At 53.7% G+C, this 18904-nt stretch carries 19 protein-coding genes; 15 read left to right on the top strand and 4 right to left on the bottom strand.

The genetic code is table 11. From position 1 onward, the window contains the following. Positions 1-35 precede the first annotated feature (35 nt). Positions 36-965 carry a DNA replication terminus site-binding protein gene (gene tus, locus ACS0RQ_RS11915; RefSeq protein ID WP_271848924.1) on the top strand — a complete coding sequence of 310 codons (930 nt, stop codon included), beginning with the start codon at positions 36-38 and terminating at the stop codon, positions 963-965. Here the strand turns inward: tus and fumC are convergent. Further along, entirely contained in the window at positions 962-2362 is a 1401-nt protein-coding gene (gene fumC, locus ACS0RQ_RS11910; protein ID WP_271848925.1) for a class II fumarate hydratase, read from the bottom strand. The genes tus and fumC overlap by 4 nt on opposite strands. Before the next feature lie 145 nt (positions 2363-2507). Then, on the bottom strand, positions 2508-4154 hold the full coding sequence (gene fumA, locus ACS0RQ_RS11905) for a class I fumarate hydratase FumA (protein WP_271848926.1): 1647 nt from the start codon (positions 4152-4154) through the stop codon (positions 2508-2510). Positions 4155-4352: 198 nt separating this feature from the next. Here fumA and manA point away from each other — a divergent pair, with 198 nt between their 5' ends. The 4 genes from manA (at position 4353) to add (ending at position 9033) form a co-directional block, all read left to right on the top strand. Beyond that, positions 4353-5531 carry a mannose-6-phosphate isomerase gene (gene manA, locus ACS0RQ_RS11900; RefSeq protein WP_271848927.1) on the top strand — a complete coding sequence of 393 codons (1179 nt, stop codon included), beginning with the start codon at positions 4353-4355 and terminating at the stop codon, positions 5529-5531. A 98-nt stretch (positions 5532-5629) separates the two neighbouring features. Further along, complete coding sequence (locus ACS0RQ_RS11895) at positions 5630-7186, top strand: YdgA family protein (protein ID WP_271848928.1); 1557 nt, start codon at positions 5630-5632, stop codon at positions 7184-7186. A 205-nt stretch (positions 7187-7391) separates the two neighbouring features. Beyond that, the gene (uspF, locus tag ACS0RQ_RS11890; protein WP_271848929.1) at positions 7392-7826 is read left to right on the top strand and encodes a universal stress protein UspF; all 435 of its coding nucleotides are present in this window, start codon (positions 7392-7394) and stop codon (positions 7824-7826) included. 205 nt (positions 7827-8031) lie between these two features. Continuing rightward, positions 8032-9033: an adenosine deaminase gene (gene add, locus ACS0RQ_RS11885; protein WP_334633031.1), complete on the top strand. Its 1002-nt coding sequence runs from the start codon at positions 8032-8034 to the stop codon at positions 9031-9033. Between the two features lie 31 nt (positions 9034-9064). Here the strand turns inward: add and ACS0RQ_RS11880 are convergent, their stop codons facing one another. Next, a complete protein-coding gene (locus tag ACS0RQ_RS11880) occupies positions 9065-10105 on the bottom strand; it encodes an oxidoreductase (RefSeq protein WP_041851531.1) in 1041 nt (346 codons plus the stop codon). A gap of 215 nt (positions 10106-10320) precedes the next feature. Between ACS0RQ_RS11880 and blr the strand changes: the two genes are divergently transcribed. From blr to nth, 10 genes are all read left to right on the top strand, one after another. Then, positions 10321-10458, top strand: coding sequence for a division septum protein Blr (gene blr, locus ACS0RQ_RS11875; RefSeq protein WP_041851532.1), 138 nt, complete (start codon positions 10321-10323; stop codon positions 10456-10458). A 240-nt stretch (positions 10459-10698) separates the two neighbouring features. Next, positions 10699-10914: a transcription modulator YdgT gene (gene ydgT / locus ACS0RQ_RS11870; RefSeq protein WP_041851533.1), complete on the top strand. Its 216-nt coding sequence runs from the start codon at positions 10699-10701 to the stop codon at positions 10912-10914. Positions 10915-10988: 74 nt separating this feature from the next. Further along, a complete protein-coding gene (locus ACS0RQ_RS11865; protein WP_271848931.1) occupies positions 10989-11426 on the top strand; it encodes a DUF2569 domain-containing protein in 438 nt (145 codons plus the stop codon). A gap of 77 nt (positions 11427-11503) precedes the next feature. Beyond that, positions 11504-12085 (top strand): electron transport complex subunit RsxA, encoded by a 582-nt coding sequence (gene rsxA / locus ACS0RQ_RS11860; protein WP_041851535.1) that lies wholly within the window; start codon positions 11504-11506, stop codon positions 12083-12085. Further along, positions 12085-12663, top strand: coding sequence for an electron transport complex subunit RsxB (rsxB, locus tag ACS0RQ_RS11855; protein ID WP_041851536.1), 579 nt, complete (start codon positions 12085-12087; stop codon positions 12661-12663). Before rsxA ends, rsxB begins: the two co-directional genes overlap by 1 nt. Beyond that, positions 12656-14863, top strand: a complete 2208-nt coding sequence (rsxC, locus tag ACS0RQ_RS11850; protein WP_271848932.1) for an electron transport complex subunit RsxC — start codon at positions 12656-12658, stop codon at positions 14861-14863. The genes rsxB and rsxC overlap by 8 nt, the downstream gene beginning before the upstream one ends. Next, the gene (rsxD, locus tag ACS0RQ_RS11845; protein WP_271848933.1) at positions 14864-15916 is read left to right on the top strand and encodes an electron transport complex subunit RsxD; all 1053 of its coding nucleotides are present in this window, start codon (positions 14864-14866) and stop codon (positions 15914-15916) included. Positions 15917-15925: 9 nt separating this feature from the next. After that, on the top strand, positions 15926-16546 hold the full coding sequence (gene rsxG / locus ACS0RQ_RS11840; RefSeq protein WP_271848934.1) for an electron transport complex subunit RsxG: 621 nt from the start codon (positions 15926-15928) through the stop codon (positions 16544-16546). 2 nt (positions 16547-16548) lie between these two features. Then, positions 16549-17241 carry an electron transport complex subunit E gene (locus tag ACS0RQ_RS11835; RefSeq protein ID WP_041851540.1) on the top strand — a complete coding sequence of 231 codons (693 nt, stop codon included), beginning with the start codon at positions 16549-16551 and terminating at the stop codon, positions 17239-17241. Next, entirely contained in the window at positions 17241-17876 is a 636-nt protein-coding gene (nth, locus tag ACS0RQ_RS11830) for an endonuclease III (protein WP_041851541.1), read from the top strand. The genes ACS0RQ_RS11835 and nth overlap by 1 nt, the downstream gene beginning before the upstream one ends. A gap of 11 nt (positions 17877-17887) precedes the next feature. On the opposite strand, the gene ACS0RQ_RS11825 is transcribed toward nth, so the two are convergent. Further along, positions 17888-18319, bottom strand: a complete 432-nt coding sequence (locus tag ACS0RQ_RS11825; protein ID WP_271848935.1) for a HemJ family protein — start codon at positions 18317-18319, stop codon at positions 17888-17890. Positions 18320-18904: the final 585 nt, after the last annotated feature.

Here is an 18904-nt window from a genome sequence, read left to right as displayed (position 1 = left end):
CAACATAAGTATGTTGTAACTAAAGGAATGATAAAATGGCCGCATACGACCTGATAGAACGCCTTAACACCACTTTTCGCCAGCTCGAACAGGAACTGGCCGTCCTAAAAGGGCAACTCTCCGATTGCCGTTTACTGGCGGGCCGCGTCTTCACCCTGCCGGACGTCGCCAAAGGCGCGGAGCACGAGCCGCTGCCTACCATTCAGGTAAAGCAGCGGGTGGGCAAGCGTGCCGCCGACGCGGCCCTGCGCCACTATACCCATCTGTTTATTCAGCAGCAGTCGGAAAATCGCAGCAGTAAAGCCGCCGTGCGTTTGCCGGGGGTTATTTGTTATCAGGTGGATATGGCGACCCGTGCCCGACTGGAGCAGAGCATTAACACCATCAATGCCCTGAAAATGACCTTTGAACGCATCGTGACCGTCGACTCCGGGCTGGCACCGACCGCCCGCTTCGAGTGGGTGCATCGCCATTTACCTGGTCTGATTACCCTGAATGCCTACCGCACGTTAACCGCCATTCGCGATCCCGCCACCCTGCGCTTTGGCTGGGCTAACAAGCATATCATCAAGAATTTCACCCGCGATGAGGTGCTTGCACTGCTTGATAAAAGCCGTAAATCGCCGCGCGCCGTCGCGCCGTGGACCCGCGAGCAGTGGCAGGAGCGTCTTGAGCAGGAGTACGCCGCGATTGCCTCTTTGCCGCAGCAGGCACGCCTGAAAATCAAACGTCCGGTAAAGGTGCAGCCGATTGCGCGCGTCTGGTATGCGGATTCGCAAAAGCAGGTGCAGTACGCCTGCCCGACGCCGCTGATTGCGCTGGTGAGTGAAGAACATGGCGGAAAAGTGCCGGACATCGGCGAGCTGTTGAATTACCAGGAGGACAATATCCAGCACCGTTTTAAACCGCAGGCACAGCCGTTGACGCTAATTATCCCCCGGCTGCACCTCTATCTTGCTGATTAAACAGGCTTCATACTGCCCACCATCGATTCCGGACGCACCCAGCTGTCAAACTCGGCTTCCGTCAGGTAGCCGAGCGCCAGCGCCGAGGCCTTGAGCGTCAGCCCCTCTTTATGCGCTTTTTTGGCTATTTCTGCCGCTTTGTCATAGCCGATATGGATATTCAGAGCGGTCACCAGCATCAGCGACTCATTGAGCAACTGGTCGATACGTTCACGGTTCGGCTCAATCCCCACCGCACAGTGCTCGTTAAAGCTTTCCATACCGTCGGCCAGCAGACGCACCGACTGCAGGAAGTTATGAATGACCATCGGGCGAAAGACATTGAGCTCAAAGTTGCCGGACGCGCCGCCCATATTGACCGCCACGTCGTTGCCTAACACCTGACAGCAGAGCATGGTCATGGCTTCACATTGGGTGGGGTTAACTTTACCCGGCATGATGGAGCTGCCCGGCTCATTTTCCGGAATAGAAATTTCACCAATCCCACAGCGCGGGCCGGAAGCCAGCCAGCGCACATCATTAGAAATTTTCATCAGTGATGCCGCCAGCCCTTTCAGCGCACCGTGGGCGTGGACTAATGCATCACAGGTGGCCAGCGCCTCAAACTTGTTCGGTGCGGTAATAAACGGCTGCCGGGTAAAGGCGGCCAGCTCTTCTGCCACTCGTCTGGCATATTCCGGGTGGGTATTCAGCCCGGTACCCACCGCCGTACCACCGAGCGCCAGTTCACCCAGGTGCGGCAGGCTCAGTTCGATATGTTTGAGGTTATGTTCCAGCATCGCCACCCAGCCGGAAATCTCCTGGCCGAGCGTTAGCGGCGTGGCATCCTGCAAGTGAGTGCGACCAATTTTGACAATATCGGCGAAGGCAATCGCTTTTTCGTTGAGCGTTTTTTTCAGCACCAGAAGCTGAGGCAGCAGGTGTTCGCGCACGGCAATCACCGCCGCCACGTGCATCGCCGTCGGGAAAACGTCATTCGAGCTTTGGCTCTTGTTGACGTCGTCGTTCGGGTGCACTTTACGCCCCATGCCACGTTCGCCGCCCAGCAGCTCACTGGCACGGTTCGCCAGCACCTCGTTCATGTTCATGTTGCTCTGGGTGCCGGAGCCTGTTTGCCAGATAGCCAGCGGGAATTCATCCGGGTGTTTTCCGGCAAGCACTTCATCCGCCGCCTCGATAATGGCCTGCGCTTTTTCCGCCGCCAGCAGCCCTAAATCCTGATTGACCTTTGCCGCCGCACGTTTGGTCAGTGCCAGTGCGTGGATAAGCGAGACCGGCATTTTTTCCGTCGAGATGCGGAAATGCTCAAGCGACCGTTGGGTTTGCGCCCCCCACAGCTTGTCTGCCGGGACGTCAATCGCGCCCATCGAATCTTTCTCACTACGATGCGTTGTCATTACTTTCTCCCTGTTACGAAGTGATGTTGAGTACCGACATTGCTCACCTGCAAACAAAGCTTAAGTATTGATGCTTGTTATGACGACGTTTATTGCTTCGTGCGCTTAACCGGCGCAAAAAAACCGCCCCGAAGGGCGGCGGTTCTTATTTTACACAGCGGGCGCACTGGCCCGACTGGATTTGCTGGAAGAAATCGTTACCTTTGTCATCCACCAGGATAAAGGCCGGGAAATCTTCAACATCGATTTTCCAGATAGCCTCCATCCCCAGTTCCGGGTAGGCCACACATTCAAGGCTCTTGATACTGTTTTGCGCCAGAATCGCCGCCGGCCCACCAATACTGCCAAGGTAAAAACCGCCATGTTTATGGCAGGCATCGGTCACCTGCTGGCTGCGGTTGCCTTTTGCCAGCATGATCATGCTGCCACCTTGTGATTGCAACTGGTCAACGTACGAGTCCATACGCCCGGCGGTGGTTGGGCCTAGTGAACCCGAAGCATACCCCTCAGGGGTCTTCGCAGGTCCCGCGTAGTAGATGGGGTGATCTTTCACATACTGCGGCAGCGGCTTGCCTTCATCCATCAGCTCTTTGAGTTTCGCATGCGCAATATCACGCGCCACGATGATCGTCCCGGTTAGCGACAGGCGTGTGGAAACCGGATACTGTTTGAGCTGGCCGAGGATCTCTTCCATCGGACGGTTAAGGTTGACCTTCACCGCTTCGCCCTCACCTGCCTGGCGCAGCGATTCCGGAATGTATTTGCCGGGGTTCTGCTCCAGTTTTTCCAGCCAGATGCCTTCGCGGTTAATTTTGGCTTTGATGTTACGGTCCGCCGAACAGGAAACCCCCATCCCCACCGGACAAGAGGCACCGTGGCGCGGCAGACGAATCACGCGGATATCATGTGCAAAGTATTTGCCGCCGAACTGTGCGCCAAGGCCAAGCTGCTGGGCTTCAAGCAGCAGTTCCTTTTCCAGTTGCACATCACGGAACGCCTGGCCGTGCTCATTACCTTCGGTTGGCAGGCCGTCGTAATACTTCGTCGAGGCCAGTTTGACCGTTTTGAGCGTGGCCTCTGCGCTGGTACCGCCAATCACAAACGCGATGTGGTAAGGCGGACAGGCAGCGGTGCCCAGGGTACGCATTTTGTCGACCAGATAACCTTTCAGTTTCGCCGGGGTGATCAGCGCTTTCGTTTCCTGATACAGATAGGTTTTGTTGGCGGAACCGCCTCCTTTGGCGATGCAAAGGAACTTATATTCGTCGCCATCAACACTATACAAATCGATCTGTGCCGGCAGGTTAGTCCCGGTATTGACCTCTTTGTACATATCCAGCGGGGCGTTTTGCGAATAACGCAGGTTATCTTCGATAAAGGTGTTATAGACGCCGCGTGCTAAGGCCGCCTCATCGCCGCCCCCCGTCCACACACGCTGCCCTTTTTTACCCATAATGATCGCCGTGCCGGTATCCTGGCAGGTGGGCAAAATACCTTTTGCGGCAATCTCGGAGTTACGCAGGAATTGCAGCGCGACGTATTTGTCATTTTCGCTGGCATCCGGATCACTGAGGATATCGGCAACCTGTTGCTGATGCGCCGGGCGCAGCAGGAAAGAGGCATCGTGGAAGGCATGTTGCGCCAGAAGGGTCAGCGCCTGAGGATCGACTTTAAGCACTTCCTGACCATCAAAATCGGCGACGGAAACGTAATCGCTACTGAGTAAATAATATTCGGTCTCGTCCTTTTTCAGCGGAAAAGGTTCTTGATAATAAAAAGGTTTATTCGACATTGTTCTCTCACTTACAGCACGAACTGGTTATTGTTTCGGCAGGACATCCATCTGCCACAAAAAAGCGAGTCCGCATATCCTACACAATTATTTAACAAAAACTGAGACTAGTACGACTTTTTGCCTGCTCTGATTACTTCGAACAAATTTATTGCTTTAATACGTGCAATTAAGTTGACCATGATGAAGGGCGGGATAATGCAAAAACTCATTAACTCAGTGCAGCACTATGCCTGGGGAAGTAAAAACGCGTTAACGGAACTCTATGGCGTCGCGAACCCTGACAACCAGCCAATGGCCGAGTTGTGGATGGGCGCACACCCCAGGAGCAGCTCAAAAGTGCAGGACGCGCAGGGCAACCTTCACTCGCTTCGCGAGGTGATTGAACAGGACAAAGCAGGCTTGCTGGGCAGTGCAGTCGCCGAACGTTTTGGCGAGTTGCCCTTTTTGTTTAAAGTGCTGTGTGCCGCCCAGCCGCTGTCCATTCAGGTGCATCCGAACAAAAAGGCCTCTGAAATCGGTTTTGCGAAAGAGAATGCCGCCGGTATTCCACTCGATGCGGCCGAGCGTAACTACAAAGACCCGAACCATAAACCGGAACTGGTCTTTGCACTGACGCCCTTCCTGGCGATGAACGCCTTCCGTCCGTTCTCCGAAATCGTCTCTCTGCTACAACCTGTGGCGGGCGCCAACCAGGCTATTGCTCATTTTCTGCAAGAACCCGGCGCGGAACGCCTGAGCCAACTCTTCGCCAGCCTGTTGAATTTAAAGGGCGATGAAAAATCGCGGGCGCTGGCGGTTCTGAAAGCGGCACTCAATAGCCAGCAGGGTGAACCGTGGGAAACCATTCGTGTCATTTCCGAGTTTTATCCTGATGACAGCGGCCTGTTCTCCCCGCTGCTGCTCAATGTGGTGAAACTGAATCCCGGTGAAGCGATGTTTCTGTTCGCCGAAACCCCGCATGCCTATCTTCAGGGGGTGGCGCTGGAGGTCATGGCCAACTCTGATAACGTACTGCGCGCAGGGCTGACGCCGAAATACATCGACATTCCGGAACTGGTCGCAAATGTAAAATTCACCCCCAAACCTGCCAGTGAATTACTGACCCAACCCGTAAAACAGGCTTCCTGCCTGGAATTCCCTATCCCGGTTGATGATTTTGCATTTTCGCTGCATGACCTCTCTACCACCGGTAGCGATGTGGCGCAGCAGAGCGCGGCTATCCTGTTCTGTGTGGAAGGCGAAGCCGTACTCAGCAAAGGGGGTGAGACACTGGTGCTCAAACCCGGTGAGTCGGCATTTATAAGTGCCAGCGAATCTCCTGTGACAGTAAGCGGCGTGGGTAGACTGGCGCGGGTCTACAATAAGCTCAACTAGTTACTGAACTTTTTAGCAAGGATTGCTAAGCTCTACAGAGCCTTTTCACATACCCAGGCGGATGATCCCGCCTGGTTTTATTTTTAGGGATAATAACGATGAAAAAAACGCTGGTTGCTGCCGGAGTTGTTATTGCGCTCGGGATCATCTGGACAGGTGGTGCCTGGTACACGGGGAAACAGCTTGAAAACCGTCTGGGGGAGATGATCAGCCAGGCGAATGAACAGATTAAACGCACCGCGCCTGAGGCCAGCGTGGAGTTATCTTCTCAAAACTACCATCGGGGTCTGTTCAGCAGCCAGATGGAACTGGTGGTAAAACCGGTCGAGGGTAAGGTAAACCCATGGTTTAAACCGGGCCAGACCATCGTACTGCATGAAAACATTGATCATGGTCCTTTCCCACTGGCGCAACTTAAAAAGCTGAACGTCATCCCATCGATGGCATCGGTACATTCCACGCTCGTCAACAATGAGATGACGAAGCCGCTGTTTGATATCGCCAAAGGGCAATCGCCGTTCGTCGCAGAGACCCGCATCGCTTACAGTGGCGATACCCGTACGGATCTCACGCTGCACCCGCTTAACTCGGAAAAAGAGGGCGAGAAAGTTGCCTTTAGCGGCGGCGAATTCCGCATCAGTTCCGATAAAGACGGCAATGCGATTACCGTCAGCGGCGAGGCGCAGAGCGCTCTGGTTGATACGGTTAACGAATACGGTCAGAAAATTCAGCTCTCCCTCAATAACCTGAAAACGGAAGGCTCGACCCAACTTGCCAGCTTTAACGAGCGCGTTGGCAGCCAGAAAGTGACGCTGGACAAGCTGGCCATCTCTATTGAAAACAAAGAGATGGCAGTCATTGAAGGGATGAATCTGAACGGCAAATCTGAGGTCGCGAAAGATAACAAAACCATTAATAGCCAGCTCGACTACACCATCCAGAGCCTGAAAATCCAGAATCAGGAGATGGGCAGTGGCAACCTGACGCTGAAGATTGGCCAGATTGACGGCGAAGCCTGGCACCAGTTTAGCCAGCAGTATAACGCTCAGACACAGGCGTTGATGGCACAGCCAGATGTCATGAAGGACCCGGCGCTCTATCAGCAAAAGGCGGCGGAAGCCTTCTTTAATGCCTTCCCGCTGCTGTTAAAAGGTGAGCCTGTCATCACCATTGCTCCGCTGAGCTGGAAGAACAGCAAAGGCGAAACGGCACTCAACCTCTCCCTGTTCCTGAAAAATCCTGCCGCCGATACGGCTGTGAGCGCGCCGCCGCAGACGCTGGCCCAGGAAGTGGACAAAAATGTGAAGTCGCTGGACAGCAAGCTAACTATCCCGATGGATATGGCCGTTGAGTTTATGACTCAGGTTGCGAAGCTGGAAGGCTATCAACAGGATGAAGCAGCCAAACTGGCAAGCCAGCAGGTAAAAGGCCTGGCGGCAATGGGTCAGATGTTCCGTATTACGACCCTCGAAAACAACACCATTGGCACCAGCCTGCAATACGCTAACGGTCAGGTGACACTGAACGGCGAGAAAATGCCGCTGGACGAATTTGTCGGCATGTTTGGCCTGCCCTCAATGCCACAGCAGGAAGATTCACCGGAAACGCCGGATGATCCGACCGCTCCTGTCGAACCTGCGGTGCCGCAGCAGTAACCCAAAAGCCCCTTACCCAAGGGGCTTTTTTTTCAGCTATACACGCCCCCAATGAGGTCTGGTCCGTTACGCTTGAAAAATAAAATCGATGCTACGACAAAAGTCGTAATTGCTGTTATTTACCGGGAACTGAAACCAATCACACACTTTTTTTATGGTTAATAGCGTACTATTTAACCTGTATGAAATCATACAGGAGGTCTATATGTATCGCTCCATATTAGTACCCATCGATATTGCCGAAAGCGAACTGACCCGACAGGTCATCCCTTATGTTCAGGCTCATGCCGTTATCAATATTGCGAAAGTCCATTTTTTGACGGTTATCCCTTCTCATCCTTATTATTCGACGCTGGGACTGGCGTATTCAGCTTCTTTACCGAAATTAAAAGACCTGCAAGAAGAGGCGTTATCGCGGCTGAATGAAATCGTCAAAACGTTTAAAATTCCAATGGAAAAAGTGCAGACGCATGCTGTAACCGGGACGCCTAAGGATCAGATCCTCAAACTCGCGGACTCCATTCAAGCGGATCTCATCATCATTGCTTCACACCGGCCAGATATGACTACCTATTTGTTAGGTTCAAATGCCGCAGCGGTGGTCCGCCACGCAAAATGCCCGGTGCTTGTTGTTCGTTAGTCTGCTGAATGGATAGAAATATAACGACATGACTCCCCCTGTAATCGCTGCAGGGGGAGATAAATAAAGTGCCAACAGCCCACGGCCATTCTGACGTTTTCACGCGTAAAACTTCATCATAAATTCAATCTATTACCACTAATGCTGATGCGCTGCTGACATGTGGTATAATGTATCGCACTTTACTTAAAATAAGAGTGCGACCATGATTGATACCAACTTGCCATTAACTGATATTCATCGCCACCTGGACGGCAACATTCGGGCACAAACCATTCTCGATCTTGGCCGTGAGTTTAATCTTCCCCTTCCCGCGCAAACGCTTGAAACATTGCTGCCGCACGTACAGGTTACTGCCAACGAACCCGATCTGGTGAGTTTCCTTGCGAAGCTGGACTGGGGCGTAAAAGTGCTGGCCTCCCTTGATGCCTGCCGTCGCGTGGCTTATGAGAATATGGAAGACGCCGCGCGCCAGGGTCTGCATTACGTTGAGCTGCGTTTCTCCCCTGGCTACATGGCGATGACGCACAATCTGCCTGTCGCTGGCGTGGTTGAAGCGGTTATTGCTGACGTGCGCGAAGGCAGCCAGGCGTTCGGCGTCGAGGCACGCCTGATTGGCATCATGAGCCGCACCTTTGGCGAAGCCGCGTGTTTACAGGAACTTGAAGCGTTGCTGGCGCATCGCGAGAGCATCACAGCGCTGGATCTGGCGGGTGATGAGCTGGGCTTTCCCGGTAGTCTGTTCCTGCCCCATTTTAACCGTGCGCGCGACGCAGGCTGGCATATCACCGTGCATGCGGGCGAAGCCGCTGGCCCGGAAAGCATCTGGCAGGCGATTCGCGAACTGGGCGCAGAGCGTATTGGTCACGGGGTCAAAGCGATTGAAGATCCGGCACTGATGGCATTTCTGGCCGAACAGCGTATCGGTATCGAATCCTGCCTGACGTCCAATATCCAGACCAGCACCGTGCCGTCACTGGCACGACATCCGCTGAAAACCTTCCTGGAGCATGGCGTGCTGGCCTCGATTAACACTGACGATCCGGCCGTGCAGGGTGTGGAGATTGGTCATGAGTATCAGATTGCCGCCCCAGCCGCCGGACTGAGCCGCGAACAGATTCGCCAGGCGCAAATCAACGGTCTGGAAATCGCGTTTCTCTCTGCGGCTGAGAAACAGGCTCTCAAAGATAAGGTGTTACAGGGGTAAAAAAAGCCGCTCATCTGAGCGGCTTTTTTATTCAGGTCAGATTGAGCGTTGAACGATGTTTTGCCGACTCAATACCCAATTCGATTAGTTCCATTATCTGGATGGCCTGGCTTGCCGGAACCGGGTTTTCTCCCGCACCGTTTAACGCGTCACGAATAGCCGCATAATAGGCGGGATAGTTACCCGGCACCGTGAGCCAGGTTTCTTCAATACGGGCATCGCCATTGACTCGGGTTAATACCCCGTCGCGCATATCGTATCCCCAGTCTTCCTGCGGCAGTTTTGCACCCGATTTCAGGCGCTCTTCCTGCGGATCGAGGCCAAACTTCACGTAGCTACCACGGGTACCGTGCACGATATAACGCGCTGATTCAGCCGCGGCCAGCATCGTGCCATGCAGGATAACTCTGCGCTGCGGGTAAGAGAGCACCGCATGGAAATAATCTGTCGCCTGTGCACCTGGACGCAGTTGCGCCAGATCCACCGTCAGCGAGACAGGCAGACCAAACAGATTGACGGCCTGATCCAGTAAATGCGGGGCCAGATCGTACCAGATACCGCTTCCCGGACCCGCCTGTTCACGCCAGCGGTTACGAATTTCCGGGCGATAACGGTCAAAGTGTGATTCGAAAAAGGTCACCTCGCCTAACGCACCATCGGCCAGCAAGGCTTTCAGCGTCAGGAAGTCACTATCCCAGCGCCGGTTATGAAACACAGACAGCACGCGGCCACAACTTTTCGCCAGCGCATCCAGTTCCCTTGCTTGTGACAACGTCACTGTAAAGGGTTTATCCACGACGACGTGCTTGCCCGCTTCCAGCGCGGCTTTAGCGAGCGGAAAATGGGTGTCGTTAGGCGTGGGGATGACGATTAAGTCGATTTTCGGATCATTAAATAGATGTTTCGGTTCTGATACGACCGACACAGCCGGCCAGTCCGCCTTCACTTTCGACTCATCGCTACTGGAGATTGCCGCCAGCTCCATTCCCGGCGTGCCGTCAATCAGCGGCGCATGGAAAGTTTTACTGGCATAGCCGTAACCAATTAGTCCGACACGGATATTGTCATTCATAAAGCGGCCTCTCGTTATTGGAACGTGTATTTCACACCATCTCTCTTTCAGGGACAACAGCGACATATGCGCTTAAGGAATTTAACCGTGAAAACAGGGTTCTTCATGCAATTACTTTAATGATACGGAATTTTCCAAAAACAGGGAGCGGTCCCTTGTCGTCCGCTGTTCGCCCAGGTAACATCCCAAATCAGACCTAAGGGAGTTGTAGAGTTATGGCCACTATCATCAATCGGATTATTGAATTAACAGGCTGGGTTGTATTGGGTGTTTCGACCGTTCTTCTGGTGTTCGCCAGTCATATCGATAATTACCAGCCGCCGGAACAGAGTATCGTCGCGCAGAAAAAATAAAATACGAAGCGAACGCAGGTATGCCTAATTATGGTACTGCGTTGTGTATTGCCAGGCGTGGCGAAGAGCGCTAATCTTCATGACGGATGCCGTTCTGGCATCCATTTAACCTTAAAGAAAATTCCTAATTTCATGGCGATACATTCAGAGACAATTTACGTCCTGATAAGCCCGACTATTATTCGAACGAAATACCCGCGAATGTATTAATGCCTTTTTATAACATGGATAACGCTTAAAATGACCGTTCAGGATTATTTATTAAAATTCCGCAAAATCAGTTCACTTGAAAGTCTGGAAAAATTGTTCGATCACCTTAACTACACACTGACCGACAACGAAGAAATCATTAACATGTATCGCGCCGCCGATCATCGCCGGGCTGAACTGGTATCCGGTGGTCGCTTGTTCGATATTGGCCGTGTACCAAAGTCCGTGTGGCATTACGTGCAATAACGCCACTGGCATCTGGCGCATAATGCTTTATACTCCTCGGCCGATAAATCAGTGACCGCCTGTGAGGAACAAGCATGATAACAACACCTGCAGAAAGAATCGGCGGCTGGCTGCTTGCGCCATTAGCCTGGCTGCTGGTCGCGTTATTGGGCCAGACGTTACGTCTCCTGGATGTCGCTAAAACTCAGGTTCCGCTGGTCATTGCCGCCGTCGGTGTACGGCCACTGGCGGAATTGTTGACCTGGTTTGCCTCTTTTGCCCTGGCGGCAGGCGTCTGGTATTACACGCTATGGCTGATTATCGCCTTTTTTAAACGCCGCCATAGCGTCCTGAAACATATGATTATCTGGTTACTGATTAGCGTGCTGCTGGCGCTAAAAGCTTTTGCCTTCTCTCCTGTTTCTGACGATGTGGCGGTACGCGGGCTTTTATCGGCATTACTCGCAGCCGCGCTGATCGTGCCCTATTTCAAGCGATCGCGACGGGTCAAAGCGACCTTTGTGAACCCGTAATAACCTTACAGTTATCCTGTTGTCGCCCGGTGCTGTTTGACCGATAATAGGCGGCTTTTTTTATTTCAGGCCAAATAATGACAGACTATCTGCTGCTATTTATCGGAACCGTTCTGGTCAATAATTTCGTACTGGTGAAATTTCTTGGCCTGTGCCCGTTCATGGGGGTTTCGAAAAAGCTCGAAGCCGCGATGGGCATGGGGCTTGCCACAACGTTCGTTATTACGCTGGCGTCTATCTGCGCGTGGATTATCGATACCTGGCTGCTCATTCCGCTGGATCTCATCTATCTGCGTACGCTGGCGTTTATCCTGGTTATTGCCGTGGTGGTACAGTTCACCGAAATGGTGGTGCGCAAAACCAGCCCGGCGCTGTATCGCCTGCTGGGGATTTTTCTGCCGCTTATCACCACTAACTGTGCGGTGCTGGGCGTGCCATTGCTGAATATCAATCTCGGGCATAATTTCCTGCAATCCGCGCTGTACGGTTTTTCCGCTGCCGTCGGGTTTTCTCTGGTCATGGTGCTGTTTGCCGCCATCCGTGAACGTCTTGTCGTCGCCGATGTGCCCGCACCGTTTCGCGGTAATGCGATTGCCCTCATTACCGCCGGTTTGATGTCTCTGGCCTTTATGGGCTTTAGTGGTCTGGTGAAGTTGTAATGAATGCAATCTGGATTGCCATCGCGGCCCTGAGCGTGCTCGGGTTGTTGTTTGGTGTCGTACTGGGATATGCCTCGCGTCGTTTCGCGGTGGAAGACGATCCCGTCGTTGAGAAAATTGACGATCTTTTGCCGCAGAGCCAGTGTGGGCAGTGCGGTTACCCTGGGTGCCGCCCTTATGCCGAGGCCGTTGGCCTGCAGGGCGAGAAAATTAACCGCTGCGCACCCGGCGGTGAAGCGGTGATGCTGAAAATCGCCGAAATGTTAAATGTGGAGCCGCAGCCTATCGACGGTGACGTCGTCGTGCCCGAACCGGTACGCATGCTCGCCATTATTGATGAAGCGAACTGCATCGGCTGCACCAAATGTATTCAGGCCTGTCCGGTCGACGCCATTGTCGGCGCGACCCGTGCCATGCACACGGTAATGAGTGATCTCTGTACCGGCTGTAACCTCTGTGTGGATCCGTGCCCGACGCAGTGTATTGAACTGCGCCCAGTAGAGACGACCACCGCCAGTTGGAAATGGGACCTGCAGGCCATTCCCGTGCGCATCATTCCCGTGGAACAACATGCTTAAGTTATTTTCTGCTTTTCGCAAAGACAAACTGTGGGATTTCCATGGCGGTATCCATCCGCCGGAGATGAAAACACAGTCCAGTGGTACGCCTCTGCGCCAGCTTCCGCTGGCGACGCGATTTGTTATACCGTTAAAACAGCATATCGGCGCTGAGGGTGAACTGTGCGTCAACGTAGGCGACAGCGTGCTACGTGGTCAACCGCTGACCCATGGTCGCGGGCGGATGTTGCCAGTCCACGCGCCAACCTCCGGTAATATTGTCGCCATTGCCCCCCACTCTACCGCGCATCCCTCTGCCCTACCCGAGCTGAGCGTCATTATTGAGGCTGATGGCGAAGATCGCTGGATTGAACGTGACGGCTGGAGCGATTATCGCTCTCGCGATCGCGACGCGCTGATTGAGCGTATACACCAGTTTGGCGTTGCCGGGCTGGGCGGTGCGGGTTTCCCGACCGGCGCGAAGCTGAAAAGTGGCGGCGATCTTATCGAGACCTTGATTATCAATGCCGCCGAGTGCGAACCCTATATCACCGCTGATGACCGCCTGATGCAGGACTGCGCCGCGCAGATAGTCGAAGGCGTGCGCATCCTGATGCATATTCTGCAACCGCGCCAGGTACTGATCGGTATTGAAGATAACAAACCGCAGGCCATTTCCATGCTGCGTGCGGTACTGGCTGGTGCGCATGACATCCAGCTACGCGTCATCCCGACTAAATACCCGTCCGGCGGTGCAAAACAACTGACTCAGATTCTGACCGGCAAGCAGGTTCCCCACGGCGGTCGTTCATCCGATATTGGTGTGCTGATGCAAAACGTCGGCACCGCTTATGCCATTAAGCGCGCCATTATCGACGGCGAACCTCTCACCGAACGTGTGGTAACACTGACCGGGGAGAGCGTCAGCAAACCAGGAAACGTCTGGGCACGTCTGGGGACACCGGTGCGTCACTTGCTGGAACATGCCGGTTTTTGTCCCTCCGCTGAACAACTGGTCATCATGGGTGGGCCACTGATGGGCTTTACCCTGCCCTGGCTTGATGTTCCGGTGGTGAAAATTACCAACTGCCTGTTGGCGCCCTCGGCCAGTGAAATGGGTGAGCAGCAGGAAGAAAAAGGCTGTATTCGCTGTAGCGCCTGTGCCGATGCCTGCCCGGCGGATCTGCTGCCGCAGCAGCTTTACTGGTTCAGTAAAGGCCAGCAGCATGACAAAGCTACTGCGCACAATTTATCCGATTGCATTGAGTGCGGAGCCTGTGCGTGGGTCTGCCCAAGTAATATCCCGCTGGTCCAGTATTTCCGTCAGGAAAAAGCCGAGATTTACGCCATTGCGCAGGAAGAAAAGCGCAACGCCGAAGCTAAAGCGCGCTTTGAGGCGCGTCAGGCGCGCCTGGAGCGGGAAAAAGCCGCTCGCGCTGAACGCCACAAAAAAGCCGCCGTCCAGCCTGCCGCAAAAGATCAGCAGGCAATTGACGCAGCCCTCGCCCGCGTGCGTGAAAAACAGGCCACCAGCGCGCAACCCATCGTGGTTCAGGCCGGAAGCGTACCGGATAATAGCGAGGTGATTGCCGCCCGCGAGGCGCGTAAGGCGCAGGCGCGCGCACGTCAGGCAGAAAAAGCGCAGCAACAAGATGTGCCGGAAAGTAACGCTGTCGCCAGCGAAGCTGTCGATCCGCGTAAAGCTGCCGTCGAAGCGGCGATTGCACGCGCTAAAGCCCGTAAAGCCGGAGCCACAGACACGCAAGCGGCTCCTGTCGCCGCTGAACCTGTCGACCCGCGCAAGGCAGCCGTCGAAGCGGCGATTGCACGGGCAAAAGCCAAAAAATTGCAGCAGCAAAGGGCCAGCGACGTCGTCGTGCCGGTGGAAATCCCGGCTCCTGTCGCCGCTGAACCTGTCGACCCGCGTAAGGCAGCCGTTGAAGCCGCTATCGCACGGGCAAAAGCCAAAAAATTACAACAGCAAGGCGCCAGCGACGTCGTCGTGCCGGTGGAAACCCCGGCACCCGTTGCCGCTGAACCTGTCGACCCGCGTAAGGCAGCCGTTGAAGCCGCTATCGCACGGGCAAAAGCCAAAAAATTACAACAGCAGGCCGCACCAGCCCCTGCCGCCAATGACGATCCCCGAAAGGCGGCCGTAGCGGCAGCTATCGCCCGGGTTCAGGCAAAAAAAGCCGCACAGCAAGCAGTTAACGAGGATTAAATGGTTTTTAGAATTGCCAGTTCCCCCTATACCCATAATCAGCGCCAGACATCGCGCATTATGCTGCTGGTCGTGCTTGCGACCCTGCCCGGTATTGCAGCACAACTTTGGTTCTTCGGCTGGGGAACGTTGTTGCAGATTATCCTTGCCTGCATGAGTGCGCTGGCGGCAGAAGCGCTGGTATTACGGCTGCGTAAACAGCAAATCGGGGCCATCCTCGGGGACAACTCTGCCCTGTTGACTGGTTTACTGCTGGCGGTCAGCGTTCCGCCATTTACCCCCTGGTGGATGGTGGTGCTGGGCACGGTGTTCGCGGTTATCATTGCTAAGCAACTCTATGGCGGCCTTGGGCATAACCCGTTTAACCCGGCAATGATCGGGTATGTGGTCCTGCTGATCTCCTTCCCGGTACAGATGACCAGTTGGTTACCGCCTTTTGAGATAGCCAAAACGGTTCCAGGCCTGATGGATGCCGTACAAATCATCTTCACTGGACATGCAACCACCGGCCATACGATGGATAGCCTGCGGATGGGGATTGATGGCATCAGCCAGGCAACACCGCTGGATACCTTTAAAACATCGCTTCATGCCGGTCATCCGGTCGATGAGATCCTCAAATCGGCCATTTACAGCGGCGTGCTGGCGGGTGCGGGCTGGCAGTGGGTCAATCTGGGGTATCTGCTGGGCGGTATCTTCCTGCTGTGGCAGAAAACCATTCGCTGGCATATCCCGGTAGCCTTCCTGGTTTCGCTGACTGTCTGTTCAACGCTGGGCTGGGTTTTCTCACCACAAAGTCTGGCGTCGCCGCAACTGCATCTGCTCTCGGGTGCCACCATGTTGGGCGCGTTTTTTATTCTGACCGACCCGGTTACCGCTTCGACAACCAATAAAGGCCGCCTGATTTTCGGCGCCCTTGCGGGATTGCTGGTCTGGCTTATCCGTAGTTTTGGCGGTTATCCGGATGGCGTGGCCTTCGCCGTGCTGCTGGCAAACATTACCGTGCCATTAATTGATTACTTCACACGCCCACGCGTGTACGGCCATCGTTAAGGAGTCGCCATGCTAGATACCATGCGTAAATACGGCATGACGTTAACGCTGTTCGCGGCGGCCTCAACCGGAATGACAGCAGCAATTCACCAGTTGACCAAATCCACCATTGCCGACCAGGCGGTGCAGCAGCAAAAGGCATTGTTTGGTCAGGTATTGCCTGGCGACATCTATAATAACGCCTTGCAGGAGAGTTGTTACGTGGTCAATGACCCGGCACTGGGGAAAGGCAAACATAAAGTCTATATAGCCCATAGAGACGATACGCCAGTCGCTGCGGTCATTGAAGCGACGGCACCCGACGGCTATTCCGGCGTTATTCAACTGCTGGTAGGCGCCGATTTTAACGGTACCATTCTTGGCACCCGCGTGACCGAGCATCACGAAACGCCGGGGTTGGGTGACAAAATAGAGTTGCGCATTTCTGACTGGATCACCCATTTCACGGGCAAGAAAATCGCAGGGGCCAATGACCCGCACTGGGCAGTGAAGAAAGACGGTGGCGATTTTGATCAGTTCACCGGAGCGACCATCACCCCGCGAGCGGTGGTCAATGCGGTGAAACGCGCCGGACTGTACGCGCCGACGTTGCCCGCGCAACTTTCCAGTTTACCGACCTGTGGAGAGTAACCATGAGCGAAATTAAAGACATTATTGTCCAGGGGTTGTGGAAGAATAACTCCGCGCTGGTTCAGTTATTAGGCATGTGCCCGCTGTTGGCGGTGACCTCCACCGCGACCAATGCGCTGGGCCTTGGCCTTGCCACTACGCTTGTGCTGACGCTGACCAACTTTACGATTTCACTGGTACGTCACTGGACGCCGTCTGAAATCCGTATTCCTATTTACGTAATGATCATCGCCTCCGTGGTGAGCATCGTACAGATGCTGATTAACGCTTATGCCTACGGTTTGTATCAGTCGCTCGGTATCTTTATTCCGTTGATTGTCACCAACTGTATCGTGGTGGGGCGCGCGGAAGCGTTTGCTGCCAAAAAAAGCCCGGGATTATCTGCCCTTGATGGCTTTGCCATCGGCATGGGGGCGACCTGCACCATGTTTACACTGGGTTCGATTCGTGAAATCCTCGGCAACGGAACCTTATTTGACGGCGCGGATGGCTTGCTGGGCAACTGGGCGAAAGTTTTGCGTATTGAAGTGTTCCATACCGACTCGTCCTTTCTGCTGGCCATGCTGCCGCCGGGGGCATTTATCGGCCTTGGCATGCTGCTGGCTATTAAATATCTGATTGACGAGAGAACAAAGAAACGTCGCGCAGCGACCGTTGCCGACGAAACTGCCCACACGGTGCCCGGGAAGGCCTGATGAACAAAACAAAGCGACGGGAGATCCTCACCCGCCTGCGGGATGCCAATCCGCACCCGACGACAGAACTTAATTTCAACTCACCTTTTGAGCTGCTGATTGCGGTACTGCTTTCTGCGCAGGCAACCGACGTCAGCGTGAACAAGGCAACTGCCCTGCTTTACCCGGTTGCCAATACCCCGCACGCCATGCTGGAGCTGGGTGTTGAGGGGGTCAAATCCTATATTAAGACCATTGGTCTGTTTAATACCAAAGCAGAAAACGTCATTAAGACCTGCCGTATTCTGGTGGAAAAACACGGCGGCGAAGTGCCGGAAGATCGTGCCGCGCTGGAAGCGCTACCGGGTGTCGGGCGGAAAACGGCTAATGTGGTACTCAATACGGCCTTTGGCTGGCCGACCATTGCTGTTGATACGCATATTTTTCGCGTCTGTAACCGCACCCACTTTGCGCCGGGGAAAAACGTTGAGCAGGTTGAAGAAAAGCTGCTGAGCGTTGTCCCGGCGGAATTTAAGGTCGATTGTCATCACTGGCTGATTTTACATGGCCGCTATACCTGCATCGCCCGTAAGCCACGCTGCGGCTCCTGCATTATCGAAGATTTATGCGAATTCGAGAGCAAAACCGAGCTCTGAATTCGCTTTACTCAGAACGGTCTAAAAACAACCAGCAAAATGATGACCGCCACGGCCACAATGACGATGGTCGTGGCGCGTGGCACCATCCCAGGCGCCTTCGTGATTTCACCGCCAGCAAGGCGACGTAAGGTTGCGGATAACATTCCGTGAATACCTGACAGCAACACCACCAGCACCAGTTTGAGAATCAGCCACAGATGCGGCATCTGCCCGTGTGCCAACACCATCGCCAGCCCCATCACCCACAGCACGATCATCGCCGGGGTGGTGACTTTACGACTCCAGTTGCGCACAAATGCCGCCAGCGCTGTCGCCGTCGGCGCATTTTTGCCCACCGCCTGTGCACACCAGGCCGCAGCCGTGGCCATGACAAAAATTCCACCAATCCAGATTATCGCCGCGATGATATGTAGTGCGTTAAGCCACGAATGCACGTTCATGAAATGACTCCAAAGAATTGCGAAAAAAGGAATTTGACAGTATCACGTGACACTGTCATCGACTTGCTCATTTATAGGAAAAAATTCGTGAAAACATTGATCTACTGCATTCTGATGAACAAGGCAATAGGCGTGAGTAATGGGTTCTACTCGTCATACTTTGCTATAAGCAAACAGGCATACCTGTAATGTTTTCATGTTAACGCGCTTTATACCGTACAACCCGCATTTTCATCATATTATCTTTTGCTTATTAGGTTTTTATCAGAGCCAATGTTTTTTTATGACAAAAAAATTCTACAGATGTGTGATTTTTATCACATTGATGCAAGCGTGTTAAAAAAAGGATCTTTAGCTGAATGAAAACAAGGCCAGAGAGTGTTATGCAGGGATTAAACCAACACATAAGACCATTAATTATAATCAGACCAGGCTGATAAACTGCCATTACCGCTTAACAGCAGAAGATATCACCTTTGACCAATTTTTAGCGGCCTTCATTAGTGAAAAAAACTGCCATTAATTACACTGCAAAATTTAACTCTGAATAACATTTCCGCCGCTGGATTATAATATCGCTAAAGA

Source organism: Phytobacter diazotrophicus (assembly GCF_052061655.1).
GTDB classification, from domain to species: Bacteria; Pseudomonadota; Gammaproteobacteria; order Enterobacterales; family Enterobacteriaceae; genus Phytobacter; species Phytobacter diazotrophicus.
The sequence above is the reverse complement of the archived record's forward strand: the minus strand, read 5'-3'. Positions and strand labels throughout refer to the sequence as shown.